Consider the following 25,810-nt stretch of genomic DNA (forward strand, 5'->3'; position numbering starts at 1 on the left):
CGGTGTGTATTCCGTCCCGTATCGCGCTTCCGAGGGCTGTCGGAGGCCTGCCGATAGGATGGGAGAGCCCGATCGGGCCAGCTCATCCGCCGGTGGAATCCCGGCGAGAGGCATCATCCAGGGGGTTACCCATGCCAGGAATCGTGATCGTCGGCGTGCAGTGGGGCGACGAAGGAAAGGGCAAGGCCACCGATCTGCTCGGTGAGCGCACCGACTGGGTGGTGAAGTTCAACGGCGGCAACAACGCCGGGCACACCGTCGTCGTCGGCGACGAGAAGTACGCCCTCCACCTGCTGCCCTCCGGCATCCTGTCGCCCGGCGTGAACCCGGTCATCGGCAACGGCGTGGTCATCGACCTCGAAGTCCTCTTCTCCGAGCTGGAGGCCCTGTCCGCCCGAGGCATCGACGTTTCGCGGCTCAAGGTCAGCGCCAACGCGCACATCATCACGCAGTACCACCGCACGCTCGACAAGGTCACGGAGCGCTTCCTCGGCAAGCGCAACATCGGCACCACGGGCCGCGGCATCGGCCCGGCCTACGCCGACAAGATCAACCGCGTCGGCATCCGCGTTCAGGACCTCTTCGACGAGAACATCCTGCGCCAGAAGGTCGAGGGCGCCCTCGACCAGAAGAACCACCTCCTGGTGAAGGTCTTCAACCGCCGCGCCGTCACCTGCGACGAGATCGTCGACGACCTGCTCTCCTACGCCGAGCGTCTGCGTCCGATGGTCGCCGACACCGGCTACCTCATCGACCAGGCACTGAGCCGCGGCGAGGTCGTCGTGTTCGAGGGTGGCCAGGCCACGATGCTCGACATCGACCACGGCACCTACCCGTTCGTCACGTCGTCCTCGGCCACGGCCGGCGGCGCCTCGACCGGGTCCGGCGTCGGTCCCGGCGCACTCGACCGCATCGTCGGCATCGTCAAGGCCTACACGACCCGCGTCGGCTCCGGCCCGTTCCCGACCGAGCTGTTCGACGAGCAGGGCGACTGGCTGCGCAAGCAGGGCTTCGAGTTCGGCACCACGACCGGGCGCCCGCGCCGCGTCGGCTGGTACGACGCCCCCATCACCCGCTACGCCACGCGCATCAACGGCATCACCGACCTCGTGCTGACCAAGCTCGACATCCTCACCGGGCTCGAGAAGATCCCCGTGTGCGTGGCCTACGACGTCGACGGGGAGCGCTTCGACGAGGTGCCGGTGAACCAGACCGACTTCCACCACGCGAAGCCGATCCTGGAGTACTTCCCCGGGTGGAGCGAGGACATCTCGACCGCGCGCACCTTCGAGGATCTTCCGCAGACGGCGCAGGACTACGTGCTCGCGCTGGAGGAGATGAGCAACACCCGCATCTCGGTGATCGGCGTCGGCCCGGAGCGCGATCAGGTGATCGTGCGTCACGACCTGCTCGACTGATCGGCATGACACGGTTCTGGCTCGGGGGCTACGGCCCGGCGATGGAAGGCTCCGCCGAGGGGATCGGCGTGCTGGCCGGTGACGAGGGCCGTGAGGCCACGACGCTCGCCTACCGCGGACCCGTGACGCAGACGCCGTCGCCGTCGTGGTTGGCGGCGCATCCGTCCCTCGACGTCGTGTACGCGGCGCTGGAGGGCGATGCCGCCGTGCAGGCGTTCGTGCGCACGGGCGATATGGCGCTGTCCCCGCTGGGCGATCCGGTGCCGACGGGGGACGGCGTCTGCCATCTCGCGGTGTCGCCGAACGGCCAGACGCTCGTCGCCAGCTGTTACGGCGACGGGCGGGTCGTCCGCTTCGGGCTCGCCGCCGATGGCCAGCTTGTCCCGGCGAAGGAGGATGCAGCCGCGGCCCTGCGTGCCGCCCTGTTCGGCGACGGCGATCCGGACGCGGCTCCCGTCACTCCCGCCGGCGATGGCATCGCCGCGGTCGATCCGTACGGCGCCGCGGACCGCGCATCCCACGCGCACGCCGCCGCCTTCCTCCCGGACGGCCGCGTGGTGACGACCGATCTCGGGTTCGATCTCGTCCGGTTCTGGCGCCTGCAGGGTGGTGGGCTCGCCCTCGATCAGGAGGTCGTGCTCCCGCGCGGCACCGGCCCGCGGCACATGGTCGTGCATCCGAGTGGCCACCTGCACATCGTGACGGAGTACTCGTGCGAGGTCTTCACGCTCGCAGCGGCCGCCGACGGCACCTGGAGCGTCGTCTCCTCGGCTCCGGCGAGCCCCATCGCACAGGTCGGCGTGGACTTCCCCGCCGAGCTCGCCCGCACCAAGGACGGTCAGTTCCTCTACACCGCTCTGCGCGGCAGCAACACCATCGCGGCACTGCGGGTGCGTGGCAGCGGCGAGGCTCTGGAGCCCGTCGCGCTCGCCGATTCCGGTGTCGACTGGCCGCGGCATCACCTCGTCTACCAGGGCAAGCTCCTCGTCGCAGGGCAACGTTCCGACACCGTGACGCTGCTCGACCTCGATGACCGCACGGGAGCCCCGCTCGGAGTTCGGCACGAGGCGCAGGCTCCCGCACCGACGAGCATCCTCCCGCTCCGCTGAGCCTGTGCGGGGCTGCGCGTACCCCGGGCTTGACCTCAACCATTCTTGAGGTTCTAGCGTCGTCCTCATGACGACCGAGACCGGGCGCGCTGCGCCGTCCACGCCCGCCCCGCCCCGCATCCTCGGTGGCGAGTACGTCTGGATCACGATCGGCGCCTGCGCCCTCGTGTTCCTCGGCGCCTTCGAATCACTGGCGGTCACCACGGTGATGCCCGCGGTCAGCGCCGACCTCGACGGAGAGCGGCTGTACGCGCTCGCCTTCGCCGGGCCGCTCGCGACGAGCGTGATCGGCATGGTCGCGGCCGGAAACTGGTCGGACCGGCGGGGTCCCGTGGTGCCGTTGTATGCGTCCGTCGTCCTGTTCACGGTAGGGCTGCTCGTCGCGGGGCTCGCGTCGAGCATGGAGGTGCTCGTCGCCGGGCGCTTCGCCCAGGGGCTCGGCAACGGCGGGCTCATGGTGGCGCTCTACGTCGTGGTCGCCCGGGTGTATCCGACGTCGCTGCACCCGGCGATCTTCGCGGGGTTCGCCGCCGCGTGGGTCATCCCCTCCCTCATCGGTCCGACGATCGCAGGAGCGGTCACGGAGGTGTGGAGCTGGCACTGGGTCTTCCTCGGGGTCGTGGTCCTCGTCGTGCTCGCACTGCTGATGGTCGTCCCGGCTCTCCGGGGACTCGCCCGCAGCAGGGACGCGAACACGCCCTGGGCGCTCGGACGGCTGGGATGGTCGGTGCTCGCCGCCGTCGCGGTGCTCGCCCTCGACCTCGTGGGAGAGGTCCCGGTCGCCGGTCCGTTCCTTTCGGCGGTGGCGGTGGTGGTCGCGGTCGCGGCGGTGCGCCCACTCGTTCCTCGGGGCACCCTCGTCGCCCATAGGGGGCTGCCGTCGGTGATCCTGGTCCGCGGTCTGGGGGCGGCGGCGTTCTTCGGGACGCAGATCTACCTGCCGTACCTGCTCACGGATCGATACCTGCTGTCGCCGACCCTCGCCGGGCTCGCGCTGACCGGGGGTGCGCTCGCCTGGTCGGCGGCGGCGACCGTCCAAGGGCGGATGGGCGAGCGCCTGTCGAGCGTGACGGCCGTGCGGGTGGGGACGATCCTCGTGGTCGTCGGGATCGCGCTCGTCCTGGTGATCACCGTGATGCAGGCGCCCGCGCTGCTCGCCGCGTTCGCCTGGATCGTCGCCGGCGCCGGGATGGGGTTGATGAGCCCGCGCACGAGCGCTCTCGTCCTGGCGATGTCGTCCCCCGCGGAACAGGGGTTCAACAGTGGCGCCATGACCGTGGCTGACTCGTTCGGCAGTGCGCTCGCCCTCGCCGTCACGGGCTCGCTCTTCGTCGCCCTCGGGGCTGCGGCAGGGGTGGATCCGTTCGCCGGGGTGTTCGCCCTCGCCGCCGTGGTCGGGGCGGGAGCGGCCGTCCTCGCTCCGCGGACGAGGGGTGTCGACCCGGCCGCCGCGGGGTGATTTGCGCCCCGCGTGGCCCGCCCTCTAGCCTGATGAACGGTGTTCAGGTGAACACCGTTCAGGAAGGATTGACCGATGACCCCCACGACCCGCGACACCTCGGCGACCCTCGGCCGCGTCGCCGTCTTCGCCGCGCTCATCATCGTGCTCGGCACGGTCGTCGTCCCGCTGCCCGGCGGGGTGCCCATCACCGGACAGACACTCGCCGTCATGCTGGCGGGTCTCGTCCTCGGACCGCGTGTCGCGCCATGGTCGGTCGCACTCGTCCTCGTGCTCGCGGCGATCGGTCTCCCGGTGCTCGCGGGCGGGCGTGGCGGACTCGGGGTCTTCGTCGGCCCCACGGCGGGATATCTGCTCGGGTGGGTCGCCGGTGTCGTCGTCATCGGACTCCTGATGCGCACCGGCCGCCCGACCTGGTGGCGCGCCGCGATCGCGGCGTTCGTCGGCGGCGTCCTCGTCGTCTACGCCTTCGGCATCCCCGTGCAGGCCCTCGTCACCGGCGTCCCGCTCGACCTCACGGCCCTCTCGACCCTGGCCTTCCTTCCCGGCGACCTCATCAAGGTGACCGCGGCCACCCTCATCGTCATGGCCCTCCGTCGCGCCTATCCCCGGGCCTTCGCCGACCCCCGCCGCGTCCCCTCCGTCGTCGCCTGACTCTCGGGCCGCCCTTTCCGGTCCCGTCGACTCCGTCCGTTCCGTCGACTCCGTCCGTCCCGTCGACTCCGTCCGTCCTGTTCCAGATGCACGACCGTGGCACGTCTGCCGGAGGATCGCCCCGTCCGGATCGAGCGACCGTCCCCACGTCGTGCATCCGGAACCTCGGACCCGGCTCGCCGACCGGAATCCGGACCCGTACCCCGCCGGGACGAGTCCCTGGTTCCTGGTCCGGATGCACGACCAGGTCACGTCTGCCGGCGGATCGGTCCCGTCCGAGTCGCGCAGCCGCACTCGGATCGTGCACCCGGAACGTCGTCGGAAGGAACGTCGTGCATCCGGGACGGGGACCCCCGGGGAAGACGGGCATATCGGCCGACGGGAACAACTCACCCGTGACTCGACGTTCCTCATGAGCGAGACTGGGCCACGGACCGATGCGGCCACGAGAGGGGCGAGCATGACTGCTGCCGAGAAGACCGACGAATACGACCTCATCGTGCTGGGCGGTGGTCCGGTCGGGGAGAACGTGGCGGACCGTGCCGTGCAGGGCGGTCTCAGTGCGATCATCGTGGAGAGCGAGCTCGTCGGCGGGGAGTGCTCGTACTGGGCCTGCATGCCGTCGAAGGCCCTGCTCCGTTCGGCCCAGGCGCTCCGTGCCGCGCAGCACGTCGCCGGCGCCGCGCAGGCCGTCACCGGCACCCTCGACGTGCGGGCGGTGTTCGAGCGCCGCGACTCCTTCACGAGCAACTGGTCCGACGACGGACAGGTGAAGTGGCTCGAGTCCGCCCACATCGACCTCGCCCGAGGCCACGGCCGGCTGACCGGGGAGCGCGAGGTGACCGTGACCGGCCAGGACGGCGGCACCCGCGTGCTGCGCGCCCGTCACGCGGTCGCCATCAGCACCGGCTCGGACGCGGTCATCCCGCCGATCGAGGGTCTGCGGGAGGCTTCGCCGTGGACGAGTCGCGAGGCGACCAGTGCCGAGGAGCTGCCCGAGAGCCTCGCCGTGATCGGCGGCGGCGTGGTCGCGGTCGAGATGGCCACCGCGTACGCCGCGCTCGGCTCGTCGGTGACGCTCCTCGCGCGCAGCGGGCTGCTGGGCGGGATGGAGCCCTTCGCCGGGGAGCGGGTGGCCGACGGCCTGCGTGAGCTCGGCGTCGACGTCCGCACCGACACCGGCACGACCGCAGTGCACCGCGACGGCGACCGGGTGACGATCACGCTCGACGGCGGGGAGACCGTGACCGCCGCCGAGGTGCTCGTGGCGACCGGACGCTCTCCGCGCAGCGCCGACATCGGCCTCGACGTTGTCGGACTCGAACCGGGCCGCTGGATCGAGACCGACGACACCCTCCGCGTCCCCGGACACGACTGGCTCTACGCCGTGGGCGACGTCAACGGCCGTGTGCTGCTGACCCACCAGGGCAAGTACCAGGCGCGCGCGGCGGGCGACGTCATCGCCGCCCGCGCGAAGGGCGACGGCGTCGACGACGCCCCCTGGGGGCGTCACGCCGCCACGGCCGATCACGCCGCGGTGCCCCAGGTCACCTTCTCGATCCCGGAGGTCGGATCGGTCGGACTCACCGAGGCGGCGGCCCGCGAGGCCGGCACCGCCGTCCGGGCCGTCGACTACGACCTCGGCTGGGTGGCGGGCGCGAGCCTGTACGAGGACGGCTTCGCCGGGCAGGCGCGCCTGGTCGTCGACACCGACCGCGACGTCGTGATCGGGGCGACCTTCGTCGGCCCGGAGGTCGCCGAGCTCGTCCACGCCGCGACCATCGCGATCGTCGGGGAGGTCCCGATCGCCCGACTCTGGCACGCGGTGCCCTCCTACCCCACGATCAGCGAGATCTGGCTGCGGCTGCTGGAGGGCTACGGCCGCGACTCGGCCTGAGCCGGGCAATCCGATTCCGGACGCGTGACGAACAGAACGCGCAATATGTCCCAGATTGACGACCCCGCGCACAACCCGGTGCCGGATGTCGCACCCGTCTTATACGCTCGAACCCACATCCGAGGAGGCAGGACCATGAAGGCTGTACTCGCAGGAAACGTCATCGCCGAGGCCGACCAGGACGACCTCATCCGCATCGAGGGGAACTGGTACTTCCCGCCGGCATCCGTCGCGCCGGACGCCCTCGTCGAGAGCCCCACCCCGTACACGTGTCCGTGGAAGGGCGAGTGCCAGTACTACTCCGTCCAGGTCGACGGAGAGCTGCACAAGGATCTCGCGTGGTCGTACCCGCATCCGTACCCGTCGGCGTTCGACCGGGTCGGCAAGGACTTCTCCGGCTACGTCGCCTTCGCCCCGGGCGTCGAGGTCTCGGCCTAGTCCCGCACGACGCACGACCGCACGTCCGAACGACCGTCGGAGAGACACCTCATGATCGAGTTCCGCAACGTCACGAAGCGCTTCCCCGACGGGACGCTCGCCGTGGACGACTTCAGCCTCGTGCTGCCCTCCCGCAAGACCACCGTGTTCGTCGGATCCTCCGGCTGCGGGAAGACCACCCTGCTGCGGATGATCAACCGCATGGTCGAGCCGACGTCGGGGGAGGTCGAGATCGACGGGGAGAGCGTGCTCTCGGGCGACCCGGTCGCCCTGCGCCGGCGCATCGGCTATGTGATGCAGAACTCCGGGCTCATGCCGCACTTCACCGTCATCGACAACGTGGCCACCGTGCTGCGGTTGAACGGGGTGAAGCGCACACAGGCGCATGAGCGTGCTCGCGAGCTGCTCACGACCGTCGGCCTCGACCAGGCGCTCGCCGAGCGGTACCCGAGCCAGTTGTCAGGCGGTCAGCAGCAGCGCGTCGGGGTGGCCCGCGGGCTCGCCGCCGATCCGAACATCCTCCTCATGGACGAGCCGTTCGGAGCGGTCGACCCCATCGTGCGCGCCGACCTCCAGCAGGAGACCCTGCGGCTGCAGCACGAGCTCGACAAGACGGTCGTGTTCGTCACGCACGACATCGACGAGGCGTTCCTCCTCGGCGACCAGGTCGTCATCCTCGACAAGGGCGCCCGGATCGTGCAGGTCGGCAGCCCGAGCGAGATCATCGAGAACCCGGCCGACGACTTCGTCTCCTCGTTCATCGGAGCCGACCGCGGCCGCCGCGCGCTGCATCTCAAGCAGACCCCGCGCGGGACCGTGGTCGTCGACTCCGAGGGCCGCACGCAGGGAGCGATCGTCGATGCGCCGGAGGGCGTGGTCGACGGAGCAGATGCGATGAAGGCGGCCCCGTGAACTGGGTCGGCGACAACCTCGGGCTGATCCTCGAGCTCACCGCGGTGCACCTGCAGCAGAGCGCGATCGCGATCGTGCTCGGTTTCGTGCTGGCGCTCCCACTGGGGTGGGTGGCCTGGCGATATCAGCTCGTGAAGGGTCCGGTCATCGTCCTGACAGGGCTGCTCTACACGATCCCCTCCCTCGCCCTCCTGATCTTGCTGCCGTCCGTGGCGGGCTACCCGGCGCGCAGCCCGGCCAACCTCGTCATCGGCCTGACGATCTACGCGATCGCGATCCTCGTCCGCGCGGTGTCCGACGGCCTGGACTCGGTCGACCCCGCGATCCGGCAGTCCGCGGTCGCGATGGGCTACGGCGGGTTCCGCCGCTTCTGGACGGTCGACTTCCCGCTCGCAGGGCCGGTCATCCTCGCGGGCCTCCGCGTGGCGGCGGTGAGCACCATCTCGCTCGCGACGGTCGGCATCCTCGTCGGCGTCACGAACCTCGGCTACCTGTTCACGAACGGCCTCCAGCGCCGCATCCTCGCCGAGGTCTTCACCGGCATCGTCGCCGTCGTCGTCATCGCTCTGGTCATCGACCTCCTGCTCGTGCTCCTCGGGCGTGCACTCATGCCGTGGACGCGGGCGGCGGCCACCCCCGCCGCCGCGCGTCGGACGATCACGTTGAGGACGGCCGCATGAACGTGTTCACCGAGGCCTTCGCCTGGCTGTTCTCCCCCGACCGCTGGGTCGGGACGTACTCCCTCCCCGTCCTGTTCGGCCAGCATGTCTTCTACACGGTGGTCTCCGTGCTGATCGCCGCGGTGATCGCCGTACCGCTCGGCTGGCTCATCGGGCACACCGGGAAGGGGCGGGAGATCGCGGTCGCCGTCTCCGGAGCGGCCCGCGCCATCCCGTCCTTCGGACTCATGGTCCTCCTGGTGCTTCTGCTGGGCGTGCTGCGCACGCCGCTGGCGGCGATCATCACCTTCGTCGTCCTGGCGATCCCGTCCCTGCTGGCCGGCGCCTACACGGGCCTGGAGGCAGTCGATCGCCGAACCATCGATGCGGCGCGGGCGATGGGGATGACCGGCTGGCAGGTGTTCTGGAAGGTCGAGGTGCCGCTCGGCATGCCGCTGCTGGTCGGCGGCCTCCGTTCGGCGCTGCTGCAGGTGATCGCCACGGTGACGATCGCGGCCTACGTGAACCTCGGCGGCCTCGGCTGGCCGATCATCCAGGGCATCCCGCTCCGCCGTTTCGACCAGGTGCTCGGCGGCGCGATCCTCGTCGCGGTGCTCGCGCTCCTCGTCGACCTCCTGCTCGCGCTCGCCCAGCACGCCGCGGTGCCCCGCGGTGTGCGCACCCGTCCGCAACGCCGCCGCGCCCGGGCGACCGCCCCCGCGGCCGCACCCGCCTGACCCACAGCATCGTCCCCCAGAGAAGAGGAAGTCCATGTTCACCGCACGAAAGTCCCGCCTCGCCCTTGCCGGCGGCGTCGCGCTCGCCGCCGCCCTCGCCCTCTCCGGCTGCGCCAACAGCAACCCCCTGGACGCGCCCACCGACGACTCCGGCGACGGTGGGGGCAGCGACACCATCGTCATCGGCTCGCAGGCCTACTACTCGAACGAGATCATCGCCGAGATCTACGCGCAGGCGCTCGAGGCCGCCGACTTCGACGTCGACCGTCAGTTCAGCATCGGCCAGCGCGACGCCTACATGCCGGACGTCGAGTCCGGGGCGATCGACCTGTTCCCGGAGTACACGGGCAACCTGCTCGAGTACCTGGACAAGGATGCGACCGCCACGAGCCCGGACGACGTCTACGCCGCGCTGAAGGACGCGCTCCCGGACGGCCTCACCGCGCTCGACTACGCCGAGGCGTCCGACCAGGACACCTACACGGTGCTCAAGAGCTTCGCCGAGGAGAACGACCTCACCTCGATCGCCGACCTCGCGGACGTGACCACCCCGGTCACGATCGGTGCGGCACCCGAGTTCGAGCAGCGCCCGTACGGTCCGGCTGCGGCCAAGAAGGTCTACGGCGTCGACCTGGCGTTCTCGGCCACCGGTCCCACGACGCTGGAGTCGCTGCTCGCCGGCGAGATCCAGGTGGCGGACATCTACTCCGCCGACCCCGCATTCCAGACCGAGGACATCGTGGCGCTGGAGGACCCGGAGAACATCATCCTGGCCTCCAACGTCGTGCCGATCGCGTCCAGCGACGTGGCCGACGAGATCGCCGACGTCATCAACGGCATCAGCGCCAAGCTGACCGCCGAGGAGCTCGTCGCCCTCAACGTGCAGAGCACGGTCGACCAGAAGTCGGCGGAGGACATCGCGAAGCAGTGGCTCACGGACAACGACCTCATCTGAGTCGTTCCCGCGAAGCGCCCGGCCCTCAGGGCCCGGGCGCTTCGTCGTTCTCGCCCGCCGGCGTGCACAACTCCGGAGATCTCGCCCGACACGCCGCGGAGGACCCCCGGCCGACGGCGTGTCGCCCCGAATCTCCGGAGTTGTGCACGGGGCGGGGTCAGGTCCGAGCGTCCTGCTTCGGCACGACCACCTGCTTGACGATGATGAGGATCGAGGCGGTGACGGGCACGGCCACCAGAGCGCCGAGCAGGCCGAGGAGCGTGCCGCCGGCGAGAGCGCCGATGACGACGAGCGAGCCCGGCACCGCGACGGCCTTGTTCATGACCCGCGGCGTGAGCACATACGCCTCGATCTGCATGTAGACGAGGTAGATCGCGGCGAAGATCAGGGCGGCGATCGGGTTCGTGAACAGCGCGAGGATGGTGCCGATCATCCAGAACAGCACCGAGCCGACCAGCGGGATGAGCGTGACGCAGAAGGCGATGGCGGCCATGAGCGGCGGGAACGGCAGACCGAGGACGGTGTAGAGGATGAGGGCGAGGGTCGCGTTGCAGAAGGCGAGGACCACCATCCCCATCACGTAACCACCCACGGAGTCGGTGATCTGCTGGGAGATGTCGTCCGCGCGGCCGCGGTCGCGGGCCGGGACGAGGCGCAGCAGCCCCTGGCGCATGGCCGGGAGCGTCGCGACGAAGTACAGGGTCAGTACGAGCACGACGATCGCGCCCGAGATGCCGCTCGCGATGGACGCACCGACCTGCAGCGCGCCTCCGCCGATCGTCGCGAGGTTGCCGAAGTCCGACAGGAACTTCTCCACCTCCGATACGAGGTCCTGGAACTGGTCGCCGAACTGGTCGTTGAGGGTGGCGTAGATGTCGGACTTCGTGAAGTCCCGGATCATGCCGGGGACCGACTTCACGAAGCCCGCGATCTGCTCGACGACGATGGGAACGATCATCCAGAGGACGAGGCCGACGACGACGATGAGGGCGAGGATCGTCACCACGACGGAGAGCGCGCGGGACAGCCCGCGGCGTTCCAGGAAGCGGACGGCCGGGTCGAGGCCGAGCGCGGCGAACAGCGCGAGCGCGATGTAGATGAGCACGGTGGAGAGGTTGTAGAGCGCGCTGCCGATCACGAGCGCCCCGAGGCCGCCGAGCGTCACGAGGAACCCGAAGACGAACGGCCGATCGATCCGCGTCCAGAACGAGCGGCTCGGCGTGGTCGGCTCGATCACCACGGGCCGGGGCGGGCTGGGCGCCATCGGCGTGTTTCCCGGCGCCTCCACCGCGGCGCCGACGAGCGCGGCATCGACGGGGGAGGGGGCGGATTCCGGGGCGCGGCTGCCCTGGTCATCCTGCGGAGCGGAGGCCGGCGACTGGTCGTTGCTCATGAGCACACGATAGCGGTGCCCCTCGTCGGGGGCAGGGTGATCTGCGGCTCTAGAGTAGGGGCATGACTGCCGCTGAGGATCCGAAGGCCGAACTGCTCCGGCTGCGTGCGAGCATCGACAACATCGACGCGGCCCTGATCTTCCTGCTCGCGGAGCGGTTCCGCGCCACACAGCAGGTGGGACACCTGAAGGCCGAGCACGCGATGCCGCCGTCCGACCCGAACCGCGAGGAGCAGCAGGTCGCCCGGCTCCGGGCGCTCGCCGAAGACGCCCACCTCGACCCGGAGTTCGCGGAGAAGTGGTTCAACTTCGTCGTCGCCGAGGTCATCCGGCACCACACCGAGGCCGCCGAGGGACGCTGACTCCGCTCGTCAGGCCCCGCGCGCCGCGAGCAGCCGATCGCGCACCTCGCGCCGCAGCACCTTGCCGATGAGCGACCGCGGGAGGTCGTCGACGGCGGTGATGCGCCGCGGCACCTTGTAGGCGGTCAGCCGCGTACGGCAGAAGTCGCGGAGCCCCTCCATGTCCTCGGCGGCACCCTCACGGAGTACCACGGCCGCCGCGACCTCTTCGCCGCCGCTCGACCGGGGCAGCCCGACGACGGCCGCCGCCACGACGTCCGGGTGGGCTTCGAGCGCGTTCTCCACCTCGCTGGGCGCGACGTTGAAGCCGCCGGTGATGATGAGCTCCTTCCGGCGTTCGACGATGGTGACGAATCCGTCCGGTGAGACCTCCGCGATGTCGCCGGTACGGAGCCAGCCGTCCGGCAACAGGGCCTCGGCGGTCTCCCCCGGCCGACCCCAGTAGCCCTGGAAAACCTGCGGTCCGCGCAGCAGCAGCTCGCCGGGCTCGCCCGTGGGCACGTCGGCGTCGGGGTCGTCGGGATCGACGACGCGGATCTCGGTGCTCGGGAACGGCACTCCCACCGTGCCGGGCCGCCGGGTCGGACCCATCGGGTTGCCGAGCGCGACGGGGGAGGCCTCGGTCATCCCATAGCCTTCGACGAGCAGCCCCCCGGTCGCCTCCTCCCAGCGCCGCACGGTCTCGACGGGGAGGCTCATGGCCCCGGAGATCGCGAACCGGACGCTCGCCAGGTCGACGGTGCCGCGTCCCGCCGCCCGTGCCAGCTGATCGTAGATCGGCGGGACGGCGGGGAGGAAGGTCGGCGGGCTCGTGCGGGCGGCGTCGGTCACGAGGCCCAGGTCGAACGTCGGGAACAGCACGACCTTGGCCCCGATGCTCAGGGCGAACGTGAGGCACAGGGTGAGGCCGTACGCGTGGAAGAGCGGAAGCACGGCGTAGAAGGTCTCCTCGCCGTCGCGGAGCCCGGGCACCCAGGCCCGCCCCTGCATCGCGTTGGCCCGCAGGTTCGCATGGGTGAGGATGGCCCCCTTGGGAATCCCTGTCGTGCCGCTCGTGTACTGCAGGACGGCGGTGTCGCCGAGCGACGGCGCGGGCGTCCGTCGGGGAAGCCGCCGGTGGGACACGAGCTTCTTCCACGGCGTCAGGTGCCGCGCGCGCGGCGTGCCGGTCAGCTTCGCCCGGGACGCCCGGGCCTTCGGGACCGGGAGTCGCAGCAGGAGGCGCTTCGACAGGGGCATCGCCGCCGTGAGGTCGACGCTCACGATGTGGTCGACCCGGAGATCGTCCGGGAATCCCGCCACGGTGTCGGCGACCTTGTCCCACACGATCGCGACCCGGGCCCCGTGGTCCTCGAACTGGTGGCGCAGCTCTCGCGCCGTGTAGAGCGGGTTGTGCTCGACGACGATCGCGCCGAGACGCAGGACCGCGTAGAAGGCGACGACATGCTGCGGGCAGTTCGGCAGCACCAGCGCCACCCGGTCGCCCTTCGTGACCCCGAGGTGGCGGAGTCCTTCCGCAGCGCGGTCGATCTGCTCACCGAGGTCCCGGTAGCTCGTGACGGCGCCGAAGAACTCGAGGGCGGGCCGCCGCGCGTACTGCCGGATGCCGGCGGCCAGCATCTCCGGCAGCGTCTGCGTCGGCTCCTCGATGTCGGCCGGCACGCCCTCGGCATAGGAGCGGAGCCAGGGACGGGAGGACAGCGGCGCGTCGGTCATACCCTCATCCTCCGACACGGACCTGTGCTCCGCCTCCCCCTTGCGCTCACCGCCGTTCGGCGGCAGTCACCCGTCCGCGAGCATGCCCATGACGATCGCGTCGACCCATTCGCCGTCCCAGCGCAGCGCCTCCCGGCGCCGGCCTTCGACGACGAACCCGGCCTTCTCGTAGGCGCGCTGTGCCCGCGGGTTGAACGCGTACACCTCGAGCTCCACACGATGCAGCCCCACCGCGTCGAAGGCGTGACGGAGCACCGCGCGCGTGGCCTCCGTCCCGTATCCGGCGCCGAACCACCGCGGACCCGCGAGCGCGATGCGGAACCCTGCGGAGAGGTTCTCCTCGTCCAGGTCGCTGAGGACCACCTCGCCGATGTGCGCGCCGTCGTCGCGACGGAGGATCGCCCAATCCGCCCGGTCCTCCCGGTCGGCGAGCGACCGGAGCCAGGTCTCCACGCCCTCGCGCGTGAAGCGCGCGTGGGTGCCGGTCAACCGCAGCACCTCGGGCTCCTGCAGCGCCGCCCAGGTGCCGTCGAGATGCTCGGGTCCGAGCGGCACGAGGTCCAGTCGCTCGGTGGACAGCGCGGGGACGGGAGTGAGAGAGAGCGCCATCAGACGGTGAGCACCCGCCCCGTGACGATGCCCTCGACCGCGCGCACGTACGCCTGGCCGACCTCGTCGTCGGTGACCGGGCGGTGGCCGGGGAAGGTCGAGAAGTACCCGGGGGAGTTCGCCAGCACGTCGGGGGAGACCGCGTTGATGCGGATCCCCCGCGGGGCCTCGGCTGCCGCCGTGATCACGAACGACTCCAGGGCGCCGTTGGCCATCGCCGCCGCCGCTCCCGACGCGATCGGCTCTCGCGCGAGCACGCCGCTGGTGAGGGTGATCGAGCCGCCGTCGGTCACGTGGTCGAGGGCGATCCGCACGACGTCGAGCTGCGCGAGGGTCTTCCCGGTGAAGGCGGACAGGTAGTCGTCGCGGTCGAGATCGGTGAGCGGCTTGAAGGGCACGGAACCCACGGCGACCACGACGGCATCGACCGGGCCGACCCGCTCGAAGAGGCTGCGGATGGAGGCGGGATCGGTCACGTCCACGCTCTGCTCGCCGGAGCGGGACGCCCGCACGACCTCGTGTCCGCGGACGTCGAGGGTGGCGGCGACGACCCCGCCGATGCTGCCGGTCGCGCCGATCACGAGTGCCTTCATGCGGATTCCTCTCCCAGGACGGATCGAGGCGACGGACCGGCCGCCCCGCGGGATCGAGTCTCCCATCCCTTCCGGGCGGGAGGGGACGGATGACGGGCGCGTCCGTCAGCGAGGGCTGAACTCGGCGGCCACCACGCGGGTCGCCGCACCCAGCAGGACGGCGTCTTCGACCGCGCTCGGCACCACGGTGGGCCCGAGAGAGGGGTGCGAGGCGGCTCGGACCGCGGTGGCCGTCGCGTCGACCAGTGCGGCTCCGACGATCTCGTCGGGACCGCTCAGCACGATCGTCGGCAGGTCGACGGCGGCGGCGATGACCGAGAGCGACGTGCCGAGCCGCGCACCCGCGGCGGCGAGCACCTGCGTGCGGTCCGCTCCCGAGGCGTCCAGGCGCCGGGCGATGGCGGGAGCCGCGGCCCACGCGTGGACGCAGCCGTCGCGTCCGCACAGGCAGACCTCGCCGGGGTCGCCGCCCGCACCGACGTGCGCGAGCTCACGGGCCCCGATGGATCGTTCGACCGGGGCGCCGTCGTCGCCGACGACGCGGATCGCGGTGCCGATGCGGGTGCCGAGGCGGACGAGGAGGAAGTCGGTGCCGACGGAGCCGAACCGCTGCTCGGCGTCGGCCACGAGATCGGCGTCGTCGAAGAGGTGCACGGGGGCGTCGAGGATCTCCGCGAGTCGTGGCCCGAGACCGAGCAGCGCGGAGGAGCCGGTGGGCACACCGATGCCGATGCCGAGCGCGGGACCGTCGGCGAGGCTCCGCAGCTCCGCGACGAGACCGGCGACGGCTTCCGCGGCGTCCGGGGTGCGCGGCCGGTGGAGGCGGTGCGAGAGGCGACCGTCGGGCGAGGCCAGCGCCCCGATGACCTCACCGGGCACGGAGAGGTCGAGCGCGATGACCTGCACGACGCGCTGGTCGAACTCGAGCATCACGGCGGGCTTTCCCGGCCGGGACTCCTGACTGGGTCCGCTCTCCCGGATCACGCCGTCGGCGAGCAGGTCGCGCACGACGTCCGACACGGTGGGGCGGGCGAGACCGGTGAGCCGGGAGAGATCCGCGCGGCTGAGAGCCGACTGCTCCATGAGCGTGCGCAGGACGAGCGCGCGGTTGCGTTCCCGGATGCCGCGAGCGTGGCCGTTGGACGACGTCTGCGCGTCTCGTGTCCGATCGGCGGCGCGCTCTAGGATCTGGGGGTAGCGCATGATGCTCCTCCCGATCGACGCTCGGGCTGACTAAGTTCAATGAATAAACTAACGGACCGAGCGTACGGAGCGGTACGCGCGCTGTCAATCGACGGACCTCGGCCCCGAGAAGGAACTCGCAGATGTTCACCCACGACGACGCGCTGGACACCCAGGCGGCGGTTCGGCGAGCGAACCTGCGGCGGGCGCTCCAACTCGTCTTCCAGGCGTCCGGTTCGCAGACGCGCGCGGGGATCGCGCGGGCGACCGGCCTCACAGCGGCGACCGCGTCGTCCCTCGTCGCGGAACTCATCGATCACCGGCTCATCGCGGAGGGCGAGCAGGCGGTGAGCACGGGGGGCAAACGCGCGACCACGCTCAGCATCGACGCGGAGCATCATCTGATCCTCGTGCTCGTCGTGCAGCCGACCAGTGCGTACCTGGCGCTCGTCGCCCTCGACGGCTCCGAGGTCGCCCGCCGCAGCGTCTCCTACACGACGCAGACCCGCGACCGGGTGCTGGACGAGACCGTCGCCGAGGTGGTGGCCGCCTACGGCGCGCGGCTGCTCGCGATCGGCGTGCAGGTCCCGGGAACGACCGACGGGCGCACGGTGCTGGAGAGCGTGCAGCTGGAGTGGCACGAGGTGCCGCTGGCCGAGCGCTTCGAGACCATTGCGGGCGTCCCGGTCCTCCTCGTCAACGACGTGGACGCCGAGGCCATCGCGGAGGCCGGTCTCGACGCCGCCCCGTCGGGATACCGGCTGTTCATCCACAGCGGCGGCGGCATCGGCGCCGCGGTCACCCTCGACGGAGAGCTCGCGCCGGGGCCTCGCGACCGTGCGGGGGAGATCGGGCATGTGCAGGTAGTGTTCGGCGAGGCCGCGCGTCCGTGCCGCTGCGGACGCCGCGGCTGTCTGGAGTCGGCGGCCGCGATGGGACCGATGCTGGGGGAGGAGTTCTCGGACGCGCTGGACGTGCCGGCCGTCCGCACCCTCGTCTCCCGTGCGGATCAGACGCTGATCGACGACGGCGCGCGGGCCCTGGCCCGTGCCATCAAGCTCATCGGGGCGCTGCTCGATCCGATCGAGGTCGTCATCGGCGGTCCCGCGACGGAGCTCGGTCCCCGGTTCCTGGAGCGTGTCCGCGCCGAGAGCGGATATCCCGCCCGCGGCACCGCTGACGTGCCGATCCGGTATGCCGATCCCCGCGTCGCTCCTTCCGCCGGGGCCGCGCAGGCCGCCCTCACCGCGGTCCTCGGCGTGCGATGGAGCCCCGAGCAGCTCCGCGCCGGCGGCCCCCGCCCCTGACCTCTGCCGACGGATGTTCCGGCTGCACGACCCGGGTACGTTCGCACGACCGGATCCGTCCGGAACCCCTGCACGCGCGCCGCGGTCGTGCAGGTGTGCCGGACGGGAACCCGGGGGGTGGACCGGAAGCCGGGTGGTCTACTTCACGCTGCCGGCGGTGAGGCCGCCGACGAGACGCTTCTCGATGAGCATGAACAGGATGATGACGGGCAGGATCGCGACGATCGAGACGCCGAACACGTACTGCCAGCTCGTCTCGTACTGACCGACGAACTTCGTGAGCGCGACCGACAGCGGCTGGTTCTTGTCCGTCGACAGGATCACCAGCGAGGCGGCGAACTCGTTCCAGCAGGCCACGAACGTGAACACGATCGCGGTGACGATGCCCGGCCAGACGAGCGGGAGGTTGATCCGGAACAGGACCGTGAGGCGCCCGGCGCCGTCGATCTGCGCGGCCTCGTCGACCTCCTTCGGGATGCCGGCGAAGAACGAGTGCATGATCCACACCGCGAACGAGAGGTTGAAGGCCGCGTTGATGAAGATCATCGCGGTCCAGGTGTCGCCGAGGCCGAGGACGGTGAACTGCCGGAACAGGCCCGAGGTGAGCACGGCCGGCTGCAGCATCTGCGTCACGATCACGAGGAACAGGAACACCATGCGGCCGGGGAAGCGGAACCGGGCCGTGTAATACGCCGCCGGGAGCGACACGAGCAGCACCAGGAGCGTCGCGAACACGGAGATGACGATGGTCGAGACGAGGTTGTACGGCAGTGGCGTCTCGGGCGTCGACCACATCGTGAGGTAGTTCTCCCAGTGCCACTCCACCGGGAGGTAGGTCGGGTCGACCGAGCGGATCTGCGCCTTCGTCTTCACCGAACCGAAGAACATGATGAGGTACGGCAGCACGAAGATCGCGAGCACGAGGAACCCGGCGGCGGTGCGCAGGATCACCCGGGGCAGAGTCACCTGGTCGGCGGTGTAGCGGCGCCGACGGCCGGGGATCGGCGGGGTGCGTCGTCCGCGGGAGTCGGCGGTGGTCACGAGGGCGGTCTCGGTCACGGTCATGATCAGACCTCCTTCATGGGCTTGACGATCTTGACGTAGGCCGCGACGATCGCGATCACGATGAGGAAGGCGACGACCGACAGCGCGCTCGCGACGTCGACCTTCTTCTGCAGCTCGATGTACTTGAAGATCAGGGTCATGATCGTGTCGGCGCCGTAGCCCGGGATGGACCCGGTCATCACCTTGAGGATCGGCAGCGAGTTGAAGACGTTGATGATGTTGATGAGGATCGCCACGGCGAGGGCGCTGCGCAGCTGCGGCAGGATGATCGACCAGTAGGTCCTGGCGGCGCCGGCGCCGTCCATCTTCGCGGCCTCGATCGCGTCGGCGGGGACCGCCTGAAGCCCCGCGAGGATCGTGTAGGTCGTGAAGGGCAGCGACACGAACACCGCGATGACGATGGACCAGGCGAACGCCGTCGTCGGGTTCTTCGTCCAGCCGTAGCCCACCGCGTCGTGGGAGAGCCCGATGTCGTAGAGGAACTTGTTGAACACCCCGAAGTACGGTTCGAGGCTGTAGTAGAAGACCATCGTGGTCATCACCACCGACGCGGCCCACGGCACGATGACCGCCATCCGCACGAGCTGGCGACCCGGGAACGCCTTGTTGAGGATCTGTGCGAGGCCGAGCGAGATGACGACCGTGAACAGCACCACCGACACGACCCAGACGATCGTGCGGACGAAGATCGGCCAGAACTCCGGGAACGTGAAGACGGTCACGAAGTTGTCGAAGCCGACCGAGCCCTTGTCCAGACCCGAGAGCGAGATGTCCCGCGTGGAGTTGAAGAACATGACGCCGGCGGGGAACAGCACCACGCCGATGATGAGCACCAGTGCGGGGGCGATCCAGGGCAGCGCCTGGAGGAGGTCCCGGCCGCCGGGGCGACCGCGCACGGCCGTCCCGGCGTCCGGGGTGCGGGGGCGGCCGGTGGCCGCCCCCGCGAGGTTCGAGGATTCTGTCGTCTGGCTCATGGGGATTCCCGAACCTCTCCGTTCCGCGGGTCAGCCCGCGTCCACCTGGTCCTGGATCTGCTTCAGCACATCGGCCGCCGGCTGGTCCTGGATCTGTCCGAACAGCGACTTGAAGGCGCCGTCCGCGGCCGACCACTTCGGGTTGGTCGACGGGTAGAACTGCGCGTCGGGCAGCACGTCGAGGAACGGCTTGAGGGCCTCCTCGCCGGACAGCTCCTCGGCGCCGGACTTCGTGACGGGGAGGAAGCCCTCCGCCTGCACCCACGGCACGTAGACCTCGGGCGAGTAGAAGTAGTCGAGGAACTTCGTGACCGCCTCCTGCTTGTCGCCGTCGTTCTCGAACGCCATCAGCTGGTCCATGACGCCGAGGGTGAACGGCGAGCCGTCCTTCGTCGGGATCGGGACGATGGAGTAGTCGAGCTCCGGGTTGTTCTCGGCGATCTGACCGACCGTCGGCGGCAGGCCGACCTGCATGCCGATCTTGCCCTGGATGAAGATGTCCATCAGCGGGGAGCGCTGCGTGGAGCCGGGGTCGGCCTGGGTCGCCCCGGCGTCGATCATCTTCTTGATCTGCTCGGCGCCGACGAGGTTCTCCGGGGTGTCGATGGTGATCTCCGATGCGTCGCCGAAGGATCCGCCGCCGCCCCAGAGCCACACGGCGGCCTCGGCCTGTGCCTCCTCCGAGCCGAGCGGCATGCCGTAGCCCGCGACGCCGCCGCCGAGCCCGGACACCTTGGTCGCCGCGTCGAGCAGGGAGTCCCAGTCGGTCGGCGCCTCGACGCCCGCCTGGGAGAGGAGGTCGTTGTTGACGAACAGGGCGCGCGCGGAGGCGATCATCGGCAGCGCGTAGGCGGTGCCGTCGACCTCGGCGTTGGCGAGGAAGGAGTCCTGGAAGTCGGAGTAGACGTCGTCGGACACGACCTCCTCGACGGGGTAGAGCAGCTCGTCCTCGACGAAGCCCGCGAAGGGGCCGCCGTTGTAGATGTCGGGCGCCTCGCCGGCCTGGACCTTCGTGGAAATGACCTTCTCGAGGTTGTCCCACGACTGCACCTCGAGGTTGACCTTGATGTCGGGGTTCTCTGAGGTGAACCCGTCGATGACGTCTTCCCAGAGACCCTTCGTGGCGTCGGAGTAGCTGGGGACGAGCAGGTCGAGCGTACTGGCGTCGTCGCCGCCGCCGCTGTCTCCTCCCGATCCACCGAAACCGCAGGATGCGAGCGACAGCGTGGCGACGGCCGCGACCGCTGCGGCCCCGTATCGCCGTGACTTGTTCATGGGCATTGCATTCCTCACTGTGGGTGCTGCTCCAGCGGGCGGGATCCGCTCTCCGGAGAGGGGGGTGGTGCACAGTCGCAGAACACTCCACGCGACGGTGCGTGATGATCGCGCCGCCTGCGCGGTCGTGATCGTCCGAGCGGGGGCTCGGGGGAACTCGTCCTGATTATTTGTCAGGCAAACAAACAAATCAAGATGTTGCTCTCCTGGGACGAAATACTATGATCGGATAACGCCCGAAACAATCACAAGTACGCAACATCTCGTCCGAAAGGCCTCTTCATGACCGCTTCGCTGCCCGGCGCACACATGCGCGCAGAGCTCCGCTCCCAGCCGGAGATGTGGGCCACCGCCGCCGAACTCACCGCCGAGCAGGCTCTGCTGCCGGCCCGGGGTGCACGGGTCGCGGTCGTCGGCTGCGGCACCTCGTGGTTCATGGCGCAGTCCTACGCCGCGCTGCGCGAGTCGTCCGGCCACGGCGAGACCGACGCGTTCGCGGCCTCCGAGGCCTTCGTCGACCGCGGCTACGACGCCGTCGTCGCCCTCACCCGCTCCGGCACCACCACCGAGGTGCTGGAGCTCGTCGACCGCATCAAGGGGCGCACCCGCACGATCGGCGTGATCGGCGACCCCGACTCCCCGCTCGTCTCCCTCGTCGACGATGCCGTGCTGCTGCCGTTCGCCGACGAGCAGTCGGTGGTGCAGACGCGCTTCGCCACGACCGCGCTCGCCCTCTTCCGGGCGTCGCTGGGTGAGGACCTCTCCGGAGCCATCGCCGACGCGTCGGCCGTGCTCGCCGAAGACGGGGACGACATCGAGCTGCGCGATGCCGAGCAGTACACGTTCCTCGGGCGGGGCTGGACGATCGGCCTGGCCCACGAGGCCGCGCTGAAGCTGCGCGAGTCGTCGCAGTCGTGGACCGAGGCGTATCCGTCGATGGACTACCGTCACGGTCCGATCGCCATCGCCGCCCCGGGCCGGGTGACGTGGCAGTTCGGAGAGGCACCGGAAGGACTGGCCGCGGAGGTGCGCGGCACGGGCGCCCGTTTCGAGCACCGCGCGATCGACCCGCTCGCCGATCTCGTGCGCCTGCACCGGACAGCCCTCGACCGTGCCGTGGCCCGCGGGCTCGACCCCGACCAGCCGCGCAACCTCACGCGATCCGTCATCCTGGATGCATGACGCCAGCGATCCCCGGAGCCGAGCGATGACCCCGAACGACGCCGCGGACGCGATCCCCGACGTCGCGAGGGACGAGGCCGGCGAGAAGCTCGCCGCGGTGCGCACGCTCGGCGCCGGGTCGCCCGTCCTGGCCTTCGACGTCGGAGGGACGGACATCAAGTCGGCGCTGTTCGATGCGGACGGGCGGGCGCTCGGTCTCCGCCGCACGCCCACCCCCACGGCCGACGGCGACCGCACCCCCGCGCTGCTCGACCGGCTGCAGGTGCTCGCCGCGCAGCTCCGCGATGAGCATCCCGACGTGACGCCGCGCGCCGCCGGGCTCGTGGTGCCGGGGATCGTCGACGCGGCCGCCGGGATCGGAGTGTTCGCGAGCAACATGGGCTGGCGGGACGCACCGCTGCGCGCGCTCGCCGCCGAGCGACTCGGCCTCCCCGTCGCGTTCGACCACGACGTGCGCGCCGCGAGTTGGGCCGAGCACGAGCTGGGCGGCGCGCGGGCCTACGACGACGCGGTGATCCTCGTGATCGGCACCGGCATCGCCGGGGCCCTGCTCGTCGGCGGCCACCCCTACACGGCCGGAGGCTACGCCGGCGAGATCGGGCACTCCCCGATCGCCGACGGACCGGTGTGCCCGTGCGGTGCCCGTGGCTGTCTGGAGGCCGTGGCCTCAGCGGGCGCCATCGCGCGCCGCTACCGGGAGGCCACGGGGACGACCCCGGACGGTGCCAAGGACGTCATCGCCCGCGCGGCCGCCGGGGACCGGGTCGCCGCCGACATCTGGGACTCGGCGCTGGACGCGCTCACCCTGTCGCTCGCGCAGCTGACCGCCGTGGTCGCCCCCGAGGCCGTGGTGATCGGCGGCGGACTGTCGCGGGCGGGCGGCGCGCTCTTCGACGAGTTGCGGTCCCGTCTCGCCGCCCGCCTCAGCTTCCACCGCCTCCCCGCGCTCGTCCCCGCCGAGCTGTCCGGCAACGCGGGCCTGATCGGCGCCGCCCTCCGTGCCAGGGAGCTCGCATGATCCTCACCGTCACCCCGAACCCGGCCCTGGACCTCACCTGGCGGGTCGATCGCCTCGTCGCAGGCGGGACGCACCGTGCCGAGACCGGGGCGTCCCGCGCCGGCGGCAAGGGCCTCAACGTCGCCAGGGTCGCGCACGCCGAGGGGGCGTCCGTCCTCGCGCTGACCACGGCCGGCGGTCCGGTCGGCGCGGAGTTCGCCGCGGAGCTCACGGCCAGCGGCGTGCCCCATGTGCTCGTGCCCGTCGCGGCCGACACCCGTCGCAGCATCGCCCTCGTCGACGAGGCCGCGGGCGACACCACGATCGTCAACGAACGAGGGGTGAACCCCACCGATGCCGAGTGGGGCGGGCTTCTCGCGGAGATCGTCGACCGGCTTCCCGGCGCGGTCCTCGTCGTCTCCGGGAGCCTCCCCCCGGGAGCGCCGGAATCGCTCGTGCCGATGCTCGTCGCGGTGGGCGCCGACGCCCGGGTCCCGGTGATCGTGGACACCTCGGGCCCGGCCCTCCTGCGCGCCGCCGACGCCGGAGCCACCGTGCTCAAACCCAATGCCGCGGAGCTCGCCGAAGCCACCGGCATCGACGACCCCGTCGAGGGGGCTCGGTCGCTGCTGGCCCGGGGCGCCGAGCTCGTGCTCCTGTCGCTCGGGGCCGACGGCATGCTCGCGGTGACCGCGACCGATCTCCTGCACGCCCGACTCGACGAGCCGCTCTCCGGCAACCCGACCGGTGCGGGAGACGCCGCGGTCGCGGCCTGCGCCGTGCTCTCCGCGGAGGGCGAGCGTGATCCCGAGGTCATCCTCCGTCGCGCGACCGCGTGGTCGGCGGCCGCCGTGCTCATGCCGCTCGCCGGCGACATCTCTCCCCGCTGGCGCGCGCTCGAGGAGCAGCTCCGCGTGTCCCGCCCCGCCCCCGCCTCCTTCCGGAAGGACCCTTCGTGACCCTCGTCTCCGCCCGGGAGCTCGTCTCCGCGGCTGCCACCGCCGGCACCGGCATCGGTGCCTTCAACGTCATCCACCTGGAGACCGCGGAGGGCCTCGTGCGGGCCTCCGCACTCGCACAGCTCCCCGTGATCCTGCAGATCTCGCAGAACTGCGCCGACTATCACGGCGGTCTGGAGCCGATCGCCCTCGCGACGCTCGCCGCGGCACGACGCGCGGAGACCCCGGTGGCAGTGCACCTCGACCACGCGGAGCGACCGGAGCTCGTCGACGAGGCGGTGGCCCTCGGCTTCGGCTCGGTCATGTTCGACGGCGGCGCGCTGCCCTACGACGAGAACGTGGCGGTGACCGCCGAGGTCGCCGCCCGGGCGCGCGCGGCAGGGGTCTACGTGGAGGGCGAGCTCGGCGAGGTGGCCGGGAAGGACGGCGCCCATGCCCCCGGCGTGCGCACCGATCCGGACGAGGCGCGGGCGTTCGTCGCCGCGACCGGCGTGGACGCGCTCGCCGTGGCCGTGGGGTCGTCGCACGCCATGACCGACCGCACCGCCTCCCTCGACCTCGACCTCATCGCCCGGCTGCGGGGGGCCCTGCGCGGTGCCGCCTCCGACGGGACCGATGTGCCTCTCGTGCTGCACGGCTCCTCCGGGGTTGCCGACGCCGTGATCGCCGACGCCGTGCGCGCCGGGATGACGAAGGTCAACGTCTCCACCCACCTCAACGGCTTCTTCACGCGGGCGGTCCGCGAGGTGCTCGCCGCCGACGAGCGTCTCGTCGACTCCCGCAAGTACCTCGCTCCCGCCCGCGCCGCCCTCGCGGACGAAGCCGCCCGGATGCTGCGACTGTTCGCCCTGCTGCCGTCGCAGAATCCCGCTCCGGTCGCAGAGGTTCCCGGCATGGCTGCGACCTCGACGCGAAACGACGACCGGTGAAGCGCGCGGCCCGACTGCACGCGATCCTCGACCTCCTCGCGGCGGACGGGGAGGTGACGGTGGAGGAGCTGGTGGAGCGGTTCGGAGCCTCTCCGGCCACCACCCGCCGCGACCTCGACTCCCTCGCCGAGCAGCGGCTGCTCACCCGCACGCACGGCGGCGCCGTGGCGCAGACCGTCGCCTACGAGCTGCCCCTCCGCTACAAGAGCCATCTCCGCACCCACGAGAAGGAGAGCATCGCACAGACCGCGGCGGCGCTCGTGACCCCCGGTATGGTGGTCGGCCTCTCCGGCGGCACGACGACCACGGCCATCGCGGCCGCGCTCGCCGCCCGCGAGGGTCTGGCGGCGGAGGGCGGGATCACGGTGGTCACGAACGCGGTGAACATCGCCGCACAGCTCGCCACCCGGCCGGAGATCAAGGTGGTCGTCACGGGCGGTGTCATCCACTCGCGCACGTACGAGCTCGTGGGCCCGTTCGTCGAGCAGCTTCTCCGCGGGGTGCGGCTGGACCTCGCCTTCATCGGTGTGAACGGGATGGACGCGGCAGCCGGGGCGACCACGCAGGACGAGCGCGAGGCGGCGGTGAACCGGATGATGGCGGAGCGTGCGCGGCGCGCCGTCGTCGTGACCGACGGCAGCAAGCTCGGGGTCGAGGCGTTCTCCACGGTCGGCGGGCCGGAGCTCTTCGCCACCGTCATCACGGATCGAGGAGCCGACGGCGCCGCGGTCGATGCGCTGCGCGCCGCGGGGTACAGCGTCCTCCTCGCCTGAGGCGCTCCGGCCGCCCGCGGACACCCCGAGGGCCTCGGCGTCCCCAGATCGCCGAGGCCCTGCGAGAGCGTCGCGGCTGCATACCGCGACGCTCCCGAGCAGATGGTGTCCGTCTCGTCTTCCCGCTCCCCAGCGGCGTTTCCCCAGAACCGACGGCGCCTCCCTCGGGCCTCTCCCTTCGAGGCCTGTCGCTCGACACCTTCCGAAGAACAGGAGAGGGTGGGTGCGATTCTGATACCTCGGTCCGGCAAAAAAG

General features: G+C 71.0%; 25 protein-coding genes. 17 read left to right on the forward strand and 8 right to left on the reverse strand.

Going from position 1 to position 25,810, the window contains the following annotated elements; translation table 11 throughout:
• The first annotated feature begins 131 nt into the window (after positions 1-131).
• The 10 genes from AC3B5L_RS00600 (at position 132) to AC3B5L_RS00645 (ending at position 10,238) form a co-directional block, all read left to right on the forward strand.
• Complete coding sequence (locus AC3B5L_RS00600; RefSeq protein WP_060922320.1) at positions 132-1,418, forward strand: adenylosuccinate synthase; 1,287 nt, start codon at positions 132-134, stop codon at positions 1,416-1,418.
• A gap of 5 nt (positions 1,419-1,423) precedes the next feature.
• Complete coding sequence (locus tag AC3B5L_RS00605) at positions 1,424-2,527, forward strand: lactonase family protein (RefSeq protein WP_280565881.1); 1,104 nt, start codon at positions 1,424-1,426, stop codon at positions 2,525-2,527.
• A 67-nt stretch (positions 2,528-2,594) separates the two neighbouring features.
• Entirely contained in the window at positions 2,595-3,986 is a 1,392-nt protein-coding gene (locus AC3B5L_RS00610; RefSeq protein ID WP_280565882.1) for an MFS transporter, read from the forward strand.
• Between the two features lie 75 nt (positions 3,987-4,061).
• Complete coding sequence (locus tag AC3B5L_RS00615) at positions 4,062-4,640, forward strand: biotin transporter BioY (protein WP_280565884.1); 579 nt, start codon at positions 4,062-4,064, stop codon at positions 4,638-4,640.
• A 460-nt stretch (positions 4,641-5,100) separates the two neighbouring features.
• Complete coding sequence (locus AC3B5L_RS00620) at positions 5,101-6,537, forward strand: dihydrolipoyl dehydrogenase family protein (protein WP_490096056.1); 1,437 nt, start codon at positions 5,101-5,103, stop codon at positions 6,535-6,537.
• A gap of 135 nt (positions 6,538-6,672) precedes the next feature.
• On the forward strand, positions 6,673-6,975 hold the full coding sequence (locus AC3B5L_RS00625) for a DUF427 domain-containing protein (protein WP_060922325.1): 303 nt from the start codon (positions 6,673-6,675) through the stop codon (positions 6,973-6,975).
• 51 nt (positions 6,976-7,026) lie between these two features.
• Positions 7,027-7,887 (forward strand): ABC transporter ATP-binding protein, encoded by an 861-nt coding sequence (locus AC3B5L_RS00630; RefSeq protein WP_259954095.1) that lies wholly within the window; start codon positions 7,027-7,029, stop codon positions 7,885-7,887.
• On the forward strand, positions 7,884-8,567 hold the full coding sequence (locus AC3B5L_RS00635; RefSeq protein WP_025104210.1) for an ABC transporter permease: 684 nt from the start codon (positions 7,884-7,886) through the stop codon (positions 8,565-8,567). The genes AC3B5L_RS00630 and AC3B5L_RS00635 overlap by 4 nt, the downstream gene beginning before the upstream one ends.
• Complete coding sequence (locus tag AC3B5L_RS00640; protein ID WP_025104209.1) at positions 8,564-9,283, forward strand: ABC transporter permease; 720 nt, start codon at positions 8,564-8,566, stop codon at positions 9,281-9,283. Before AC3B5L_RS00635 ends, AC3B5L_RS00640 begins: the two co-directional genes overlap by 4 nt.
• 34 nt (positions 9,284-9,317) lie before the next feature.
• Entirely contained in the window at positions 9,318-10,238 is a 921-nt protein-coding gene (locus tag AC3B5L_RS00645) for an ABC transporter substrate-binding protein (protein WP_490096057.1), read from the forward strand.
• A 157-nt stretch (positions 10,239-10,395) separates the two neighbouring features.
• Here the strand turns inward: AC3B5L_RS00645 and AC3B5L_RS00650 are convergent, their stop codons facing one another.
• Positions 10,396-11,631 carry an AI-2E family transporter gene (locus AC3B5L_RS00650; RefSeq protein ID WP_490096058.1) on the reverse strand — a complete coding sequence of 412 codons (1,236 nt, stop codon included), beginning with the start codon at positions 11,629-11,631 and terminating at the stop codon, positions 10,396-10,398.
• Between the two features lie 62 nt (positions 11,632-11,693).
• Here AC3B5L_RS00650 and AC3B5L_RS00655 point away from each other — a divergent pair, with 62 nt between their 5' ends.
• Positions 11,694-11,993: a chorismate mutase gene (locus tag AC3B5L_RS00655; RefSeq protein ID WP_025104206.1), complete on the forward strand. Its 300-nt coding sequence runs from the start codon at positions 11,694-11,696 to the stop codon at positions 11,991-11,993.
• Positions 11,994-12,002: 9 nt separating this feature from the next.
• On the opposite strand, the gene AC3B5L_RS00660 is transcribed toward AC3B5L_RS00655, so the two are convergent.
• From AC3B5L_RS00660 to AC3B5L_RS00675, 4 genes are all read right to left on the reverse strand, one after another.
• A complete protein-coding gene (locus tag AC3B5L_RS00660; protein WP_490096059.1) occupies positions 12,003-13,709 on the reverse strand; it encodes a long-chain-fatty-acid--CoA ligase in 1,707 nt (568 codons plus the stop codon).
• 66 nt (positions 13,710-13,775) lie between these two features.
• Complete coding sequence (locus AC3B5L_RS00665) at positions 13,776-14,318, reverse strand: GNAT family N-acetyltransferase (RefSeq protein ID WP_187662869.1); 543 nt, start codon at positions 14,316-14,318, stop codon at positions 13,776-13,778.
• Positions 14,318-14,911 carry a short chain dehydrogenase gene (locus tag AC3B5L_RS00670; RefSeq protein ID WP_187662870.1) on the reverse strand — a complete coding sequence of 198 codons (594 nt, stop codon included), beginning with the start codon at positions 14,909-14,911 and terminating at the stop codon, positions 14,318-14,320. Before AC3B5L_RS00670 ends, AC3B5L_RS00665 begins: the two co-directional genes overlap by 1 nt.
• A gap of 105 nt (positions 14,912-15,016) precedes the next feature.
• Positions 15,017-16,114, reverse strand: a complete 1,098-nt coding sequence (locus AC3B5L_RS00675; RefSeq protein WP_490096060.1) for an ROK family transcriptional regulator — start codon at positions 16,112-16,114, stop codon at positions 15,017-15,019.
• 122 nt (positions 16,115-16,236) lie between these two features.
• Between AC3B5L_RS00675 and AC3B5L_RS00680 the strand changes: the two genes are divergently transcribed.
• Positions 16,237-17,400, forward strand: a complete 1,164-nt coding sequence (locus AC3B5L_RS00680) for an ROK family protein (RefSeq protein WP_490096061.1) — start codon at positions 16,237-16,239, stop codon at positions 17,398-17,400.
• A gap of 138 nt (positions 17,401-17,538) precedes the next feature.
• On the opposite strand, the gene AC3B5L_RS00685 is transcribed toward AC3B5L_RS00680, so the two are convergent.
• From AC3B5L_RS00685 to AC3B5L_RS00695, 3 genes are read right to left on the reverse strand one after another with little or no spacing between them, the layout of a single operon-like run.
• Positions 17,539-18,465, reverse strand: a complete 927-nt coding sequence (locus tag AC3B5L_RS00685; RefSeq protein ID WP_025104200.1) for a carbohydrate ABC transporter permease — start codon at positions 18,463-18,465, stop codon at positions 17,539-17,541.
• 2 nt (positions 18,466-18,467) lie between these two features.
• Complete coding sequence (locus AC3B5L_RS00690; RefSeq protein WP_490096062.1) at positions 18,468-19,439, reverse strand: carbohydrate ABC transporter permease; 972 nt, start codon at positions 19,437-19,439, stop codon at positions 18,468-18,470.
• Positions 19,440-19,469: 30 nt separating this feature from the next.
• On the reverse strand, positions 19,470-20,720 hold the full coding sequence (locus tag AC3B5L_RS00695) for an extracellular solute-binding protein (protein ID WP_490096063.1): 1,251 nt from the start codon (positions 20,718-20,720) through the stop codon (positions 19,470-19,472).
• A gap of 276 nt (positions 20,721-20,996) precedes the next feature.
• On the opposite strand from AC3B5L_RS00695, the gene AC3B5L_RS00700 reads away from it, so the two are divergent.
• The 5 genes from AC3B5L_RS00700 to AC3B5L_RS00720 are packed head-to-tail and all read left to right on the forward strand — an operon-like array spanning position 20,997 to position 25,554.
• Entirely contained in the window at positions 20,997-21,896 is a 900-nt protein-coding gene (locus tag AC3B5L_RS00700; protein ID WP_366237203.1) for an SIS domain-containing protein, read from the forward strand.
• Between the two features lie 25 nt (positions 21,897-21,921).
• Positions 21,922-22,914, forward strand: coding sequence for an ROK family protein (locus AC3B5L_RS00705; protein ID WP_315636832.1), 993 nt, complete (start codon positions 21,922-21,924; stop codon positions 22,912-22,914).
• On the forward strand, positions 22,911-23,852 hold the full coding sequence (locus tag AC3B5L_RS00710) for a 1-phosphofructokinase family hexose kinase (protein ID WP_490096064.1): 942 nt from the start codon (positions 22,911-22,913) through the stop codon (positions 23,850-23,852). Before AC3B5L_RS00705 ends, AC3B5L_RS00710 begins: the two co-directional genes overlap by 4 nt.
• Positions 23,849-24,781, forward strand: a complete 933-nt coding sequence (locus AC3B5L_RS00715; RefSeq protein WP_490096065.1) for a class II fructose-bisphosphate aldolase — start codon at positions 23,849-23,851, stop codon at positions 24,779-24,781. The genes AC3B5L_RS00710 and AC3B5L_RS00715 overlap by 4 nt, the downstream gene beginning before the upstream one ends.
• The gene (locus AC3B5L_RS00720; RefSeq protein WP_490096066.1) at positions 24,778-25,554 is read left to right on the forward strand and encodes a DeoR/GlpR family DNA-binding transcription regulator; all 777 of its coding nucleotides are present in this window, start codon (positions 24,778-24,780) and stop codon (positions 25,552-25,554) included. Before AC3B5L_RS00715 ends, AC3B5L_RS00720 begins: the two co-directional genes overlap by 4 nt.
• Positions 25,555-25,810: the final 256 nt, after the last annotated feature.

The organism is Microbacterium sp. C-MGS6, assembly GCF_058140415.1.